The organism is Vibrio ouci, from assembly GCF_004551525.1.
Classification (GTDB): Bacteria; Pseudomonadota; Gammaproteobacteria; order Enterobacterales; family Vibrionaceae; genus Vibrio; species Vibrio ouci.
In genome coordinates, this window is record NZ_SATR01000043.1 from 23,516 (window position 1) to 29,824 (window position 6,309).

General features: G+C 45.6%; 5 protein-coding genes and 4 tRNA genes. 5 read left to right on the forward strand and 4 right to left on the reverse strand.

Annotated features, from left to right (window positions below; genetic code table 11):
* Positions 1-185: 185 nt before the first annotated feature.
* The 3 genes from ELS82_RS20145 to rsgA all read right to left on the reverse strand — a co-directional run bounded on the left by ELS82_RS20145 (position 186) and on the right by rsgA (position 4,089).
* On the reverse strand, positions 186-1,601 hold the full coding sequence (locus tag ELS82_RS20145) for an SLC13 family permease (RefSeq protein WP_134837070.1): 1,416 nt from the start codon (positions 1,599-1,601) through the stop codon (positions 186-188).
* A gap of 170 nt (positions 1,602-1,771) precedes the next feature.
* Positions 1,772-2,656, reverse strand: coding sequence for an archaetidylserine decarboxylase (gene asd / locus ELS82_RS20150; protein ID WP_134837071.1), 885 nt, complete (start codon positions 2,654-2,656; stop codon positions 1,772-1,774).
* A gap of 377 nt (positions 2,657-3,033) precedes the next feature.
* Complete coding sequence (rsgA, locus tag ELS82_RS20160) at positions 3,034-4,089, reverse strand: small ribosomal subunit biogenesis GTPase RsgA (RefSeq protein ID WP_134837072.1); 1,056 nt, start codon at positions 4,087-4,089, stop codon at positions 3,034-3,036.
* A 127-nt stretch (positions 4,090-4,216) separates the two neighbouring features.
* On the opposite strand from rsgA, the gene orn reads away from it, so the two are divergent.
* Positions 4,217-4,762 (forward strand): oligoribonuclease, encoded by a 546-nt coding sequence (orn, locus tag ELS82_RS20165; RefSeq protein ID WP_134837073.1) that lies wholly within the window; start codon positions 4,217-4,219, stop codon positions 4,760-4,762.
* A gap of 41 nt (positions 4,763-4,803) precedes the next feature.
* Here the strand turns inward: orn and ELS82_RS20170 are convergent, their stop codons facing one another.
* Positions 4,804-5,514, reverse strand: a complete 711-nt coding sequence (locus ELS82_RS20170) for a hypothetical protein (protein ID WP_134837074.1) — start codon at positions 5,512-5,514, stop codon at positions 4,804-4,806.
* A gap of 293 nt (positions 5,515-5,807) precedes the next feature.
* Between ELS82_RS20170 and ELS82_RS20175 the strand changes: the two genes are divergently transcribed.
* The 4 genes from ELS82_RS20175 (at position 5,808) to ELS82_RS20190 (ending at position 6,208) form a co-directional block, all read left to right on the forward strand.
* Positions 5,808-5,883, forward strand: a tRNA-Gly gene (locus ELS82_RS20175).
* A gap of 53 nt (positions 5,884-5,936) precedes the next feature.
* Positions 5,937-6,013: transfer RNA gene (locus ELS82_RS20180), tRNA-Met, on the forward strand.
* A 2-nt stretch (positions 6,014-6,015) separates the two neighbouring features.
* Positions 6,016-6,091, forward strand: a tRNA-Gly gene (locus ELS82_RS20185).
* 38 nt (positions 6,092-6,129) lie between these two features.
* Positions 6,130-6,208 (forward strand) — tRNA-Met (locus ELS82_RS20190).
* The last annotated feature ends 101 nt before the right edge of the window (positions 6,209-6,309 follow it).

The following is a 6,309-nucleotide window of genomic DNA, read 5'->3' on the forward strand; positions in this document are numbered from 1 at the left end:
TAGGGTCTACCACCACGACTTTACGTGAATGTAAAAAGGGCTTTGATGGTGATATCGAGGTGATTTTATAGACAGAGAGAATGTAGATAGTTGATCTATATGCTGCTTTTAAGAAAACCCCTTCACACATGTAAGAATTTGTGACCTCCAGCCCAGCGCGCTAGAGGTCAATATCATTGTTTTACTTAGGTGATAATCAAGGTTGCGGCGTAAACAATCAGTAAGCCAATCACGCCAATGATAACTCCGGTTTTTGCCATGTCTTTACTTTCGATTAAGCCGGTAGAGTAGGCCAGCGAGTTAGGTGGGGTTGATACTGGTAAGATCATACCGAGTGATGCTGAGAAGGCGACGACCACAAGTAAACCTTGCAGTCCACCAACCGTGGCAAGACTTTCCATTGAAGCGCCGATCGCGGCAGCAATTGGCATCAGTAAATTGGCAGTGGCGGTGTTAGACATAAAGTTGGCCATTAACCAGCAGACGATCGACAAGGTAAATATCACAGCAAGCGGAGAGAGGGATTCATAGTCGATCGCATGAGCAAGCGCTGAAGCGAGTCCGGTTTTATCTAAACCAATACCAATCGCGATACCGCCGGCAACCAGCCATAGAACGTCCCAGTTAATCAGTTTGAGCTCTGCTTTGCCCATAATTCCGGTTAACGTAAAGACCGCTAGCGGGATGATGGAGACTACATAGGTATTCATTCCGTGCAGTTTGGTCGTCATCCATAGCAAGATGGTTGAGGCAAAGGTCGCATAGACGACGATGGCACGCCAATTTCTTTGAAACTTACCATCCAGTTTCAGCTTCATCTCTTTCTGTGCGGATGGAAAAAGCTTTTGCAGTAAGAACCAAGCGATAGTGAGCTGAACGATGACGAAAGGCAGGCCCATCATCATCCAGCTGAGAAAGTCGATACTGTTCTCACCAGTTAAATACTGCAGCGCAATGGCGTTCGGAGGTGTACCAATTGGTGTTGCGATGCCCCCGGTATTGGCCGCAATAGGAATACACAACACTAGCGCTTTGATACCGAGATCGCCTTTTGGTGCTGAGGCAACAATTGGACCTAGTAGAGCCAGCATCATTACCGTTGTGGCGGTATTAGACATAAACATTGAGAACACAGCTGTGATCAACATTAAGCCAAGCATGATGAATCTAGGCTGGTGGCCAAATGGTTTGAGTAATACTCGCGCAAGGTTATTGTCCAACTCATATTTGGAGGCTGAAATTGCCAGTGCAAAACCGCCCATAAACAGGATGATAATGGGTGAAGAGAAGGCACTAAAAATATCGGTGTATATCATCAACTCGCCAAGGTCATGGCCAGCGGGCGGCGTTCGAAATAGGTGTAGTCCTTTATCTGAGATCATGACTAGCTCTAGGGCGATGATCAAAACGGAGGTGGCAAAGACTGGGACAGGCTCTAATACCCACAGTAGAGCGGCGAGGAGAAAAATTGCCAATAATCGATGCTGAATGAGTGTCAGATCATCGATTGGGATCCAATCAATTGGCATAAACAGCACACCAATTGGCAAGCCGAAGCTAATCAGTAGCTTAACTATTACCCCAAGATCTATCTTTGGCATATTGACATCAACCTCAATTTCAACGTTTGAGGCCATAGCTTAATTTACAATAAAATGAGTGTCTTAGACCGAGTCTGGAGTTTTAACAAACAGTTAAAATTGTTGCAGTGAGTTTGTTTTGGGTCAAAAAAAGCCCCGACGAATCGAGGCTTATACAGAGGGCTTGGTAATTAAGCTTGTTCTGATTCCGCTTGCGCTTGTGCTGTATGTGCGTACGGCGTGCCCATCACAGTTGATTGACCGTTTTGCATTGTCTCATCAAAGGTGATTGCATCTTTAGCGAATAGGTTGATTACGGTAGAGCCAAGCTTGAAGCGGCCCATCTCTTCACCCTTTTTCAGGATTACGGCTTTATCACCTTCCGCAGGGTAGTCCCACTTGTACACTGTGTTGCCACGTGGTGGCGTTACTGTGCCTGCCCATACTTGCTCGATACTACCGACAATCGTCGCACCAACAAGAACTTGTGCCATAGGGCCAAACTCGGTATCAAAAATACACACCACACGTTCGTTACGTGCAAAAAGGTTAGGCACGTTTTCAGCCGTCAGTGGGTTTACTGAGAATAGATCGCCCGGTACATAAATCATCTGACGGAGTGTACCGTCGCATGGCATGTGAACGCGGTGGTAATCACGTGGTGACAAGTACAGCGTAGCGAATTCACCGTCAGCGAACTCTTCAGCAAGTGCTGCATCACCGCCAAGTAGCTCTTGAGCTGTGAAGTCATGGCCTTTAGCTTGGATAAGCTTGCCGTCGGCAATTGGACCAAATTGGCTAACACAAGCGTCAGCTGGGTGAGTGATCACGCTTTCTTCTTCAGTAATTGGACGTACGCCTTCTTTTAGCTCACGTACAAAGAACTCGTTAAACGTCTTGAAATGTTTTGGGTCTGAATGCAGCGCTTCATCCATATTGACGTTGTATTGTTTGATGAACCAGCGAATGATTGCTGTTGTTAGACCGCCAGCTTTTGCAGAAGCTAGCTTACCCACTAAGCGAGTTAGTCCATGCTGTGGGATCCAATATTGCAGTCCAACTTTAATCTTATCCATGGTGTTCAATTCCAATGCTATTTTCATGATTGACTATATTCTGGGCGCGAGATGTTACTCAAATTGCGCCCAAAAGTCAGTAGTTACTAGGGTCTGTTTCCCTTTTGCGGTTAAATTTTGTTCGAGATAAAAGCGTTTTAATCGCGGAGAGAGGTTTGCAGCCTAGTCATCTAAGCAAAACACCTCTCAACAAAGAGTAAAACGCTTTTAGCCGAACCCTTCGGGCAGCGTTTGTGGCTCCTTTCTACTGCGTTATCGGCTTATCAGGTAGGGAAACTACAATTCAAAACCTCTGCCTTGCATAAAGAACCCACAAAATGCTGCAAAAATTAGCTCAAAAGAGCAACAGACCCTAAAGTTTGCTTGCAAATTTGCGGCTACAAATCTGCTTTTTTGCTGCGGGAGTATTGGCGATTGGCTTTCACTTCCGCCATGCTCTCTAGAATACGGTGATAGTTCGCGAAGCGGATCTCGTTGATCTCACCGTCTTCAACCGCTTGGCGTAGTACACAGCCTGGGTCGTCATTGTGTTTACAATCACGGAACTTACAGCCGCCAAGGAAAGGTTGAAACTCGACAAACGCCTTGGTGACTTCTTCTGCTTCCAAGTGCCACAAACCAAACTCGCGCACTCCAGGGGAATCAATCAAGTCGCCACCTGTTGGGATATGGTAAAGACGTGAAGCCGTTGTGGTATGTTGACCAAGCCCTGAGTTTTCAGAGACCTCGCCTTCTTCAACATTGAACTGCGGCATCAGCGCGTTAACTAAGCTCGATTTACCCACCCCTGATTGACCAACGAAAATATTGATGCGGTCTTTAAGCTCAGCCTCAAGCTCAGCAATGCCTTCACCAGTCTGCTTACTGACGAATAACACTTTATAACCAATACGCTCGTACTCTTTTAGCCACTCGCGGTACTGCGTCAATTGCTCTGGTTCGAGGAGATCGATTTTGTTCAACACCAGTAGTGGTGCGATGTTGAGGGTTTCAGAGGCAACCAAGTAGCGATCAATAATATTGAGCGACAATTCTGGCAGTACTGAAGAGACAATGATCATTTGATCAACGTTCGCCGCGACTGGTTTTAAACCGTCATAGTAGTCAGGACGAGTAAGAATTGAAGTGCGAGGCTCTACCGCTTCAACAACGCCACTGATGCCTTCCATTGATTCTAGTCCTGGACGCCAAATTACTTTATCGCCAGAAACGAGAGTCTCAATGCCACGACGAAGGTTACAGCGCTGGACTTCACCAGTTTCGCTGTCTTCGATATCAGCGTGCTGTCCAAAGCGGGTGATAACCAGGCCGGTTTTACTGCTACCTAGCATGGACTCATCCCATTGAACGGAATCTTCTTGCTTAAGTTTTCGCTTCTGGTTGTGACGAACTCGTCTCACCTGACCTTTGGTTAGCTTTTTCTTTTTAGCCACGTTTCTCTACTTCAGTTCATTAATTTATCGAGTGATACCGGCAAGAAGGTGAGTAGCTCACGCTATCTTGGGGATCGGAATTTGGGTATAGTACCTCTTTTATCATAAAACCAATAGGCAACGATTTATGTCCTTTAGTGATCAAAATTTAATTTGGATTGATTTGGAGATGACGGGACTTGACCCTGAAACTCACAAAGTGATCGAAATTGCTACCATTGTCACGGATAGTGAATTGAATATTTTAGCTGAAGGACCAGTACTTGCCATTCATCAGCCAGAAGAAGAACTACAAAAAATGGATGAGTGGTGTACCACGACTCATACTGGTAGTGGTTTGGTCAAGCGCGTACAGGAAAGCAAAGTTGATGAACAAGAAGCGGTTCGTCAAACCATTGAGTTTTTAGAGAAATGGGTACCTAAAGGTAAGTCACCGATTTGTGGAAACAGCGTCGGCCAAGATCGTCGTTTCTTGTACAAGCACATGGCTGAGCTGGAAGAATATTTCCACTACCGTTATATCGATGTGAGTACTTTGAAAGAGCTAACACGCCGTTGGAAGCCAGAAGTACTGGATGGCTTTACTAAGCAAGGTAGCCATTTAGCCTTGGATGATATTCGCGAATCGATTGCAGAGCTGCAATATTACCGCAAAACGATTATCTCAATCTAATCATGAAAACCAGCACTCGATGCTGGTTTTTTTATGCTGCTTTATGGGACAGGTAAAAAGACAAATTGTGCCACACCATGTGCGACCTTGGTTATGCCGCGGTTGGTTTTATCCGCAACAATCAGTGCCATCATATCTTGAATCATCACCATCTTGGTAAATAACCGATCGAAACTGATATCACCGCCAGTGTCTGTTGTTGCATTGGTATAAATTAATGGATTCCCATATTCATCTTTACGGTGGTAGAGCCGCCAAACAAATATCTCGATATTTCTCGCGCTGTTATACAGAGATTGCTCATCCAAAGAGTCGATAATAAAAAATTCTTGCTGGTGGTTGTAAGAGCGCCTTAGCATTTCCGATAACCCAACGGTCGCAGCAAACACGCGATCGCCCTCAAAGCTCTCATCAAAACTCAGTAATATCGCGTCAATCCCAGTGACGCCACCCAACTCATCGAACACCAAAGGGGGCAGGGCAATACTCTCTTCTGGGCCAAATATTTGCTCGATACGACTGTCGATGGTGGCTGACGGATTCTTACTTAATTGAACAGGATTTCTGACGTAGAGCTTACGCGTTAACTCGACCATTTGAACTTTAAGCTGTTTGGCATGCACATCCATGACAAAATCTACGTCGCTTTTCCCTAGATTTCTCATCGGCTTAGGCATTGATCCGCAGCCGGCAACTAATGCCACAAGTAATACAGTACAGATGAGCTGAAATAATCTTGCGCTGAATTGCATATGCGCCTCTTATCCTTAAGTAGCTTCAGGGGTTCAAAATTTATACTGAACAGTTATATAAGAAACGGGAAACATTCGCGATGAGTAACCTTCAAAACACCGCTGAATCTCGCACTTTGGTGTTTCCTCGCAAGGCCTAATTGATATTTAGTATATTTTTCAAGCTTTTTGATTGATAAGTGTGTGCTTTTTATCCGATAAGAAAAAAAAAGATAATTTTTTCGATGAAGGACTTGCATCACAAAAAAATGCTCTTATAATTCGCAGCCCTGAATGACGGAAACGTTGTTGATGCGACACTAGCTCAGTTGGTAGAGCGCAACCTTGCCAAGGTTGAGGTCACGAGTTCGAACCTCGTGTGTCGCTCCACTTTTTCTTAAGTGGACAGGAAAGCTTTCATTGTGCTTAACAATGAATACGGACGCGGGGTGGAGCAGCTTGGTAGCTCGTCGGGCTCATAACCCGAAGGTCGTCGGTTCAAATCCGGCCCCCGCAACCAATGCGACACTAGCTCAGTTGGTAGAGCGCAACCTTGCCAAGGTTGAGGTCACGAGTTCGAACCTCGTGTGTCGCTCCAAATTTAAAGCTCTCATTGTGCTTAACAATGAATACGGACGCGGGATGGAGCAGCTTGGTAGCTCGTCGGGGGCTCATAACCCGAAGGTCGTCGGTTCAAATCCGGCTCCCGCAACCAAATTTAAAAGGTATTGTGATTCGCTAGCTCGTCGGGCTCAGCTATTCATAAAACCTCGCGAAGGTCACTGGTTCAAATCAGTCCTCGCAACCAATTCTCTT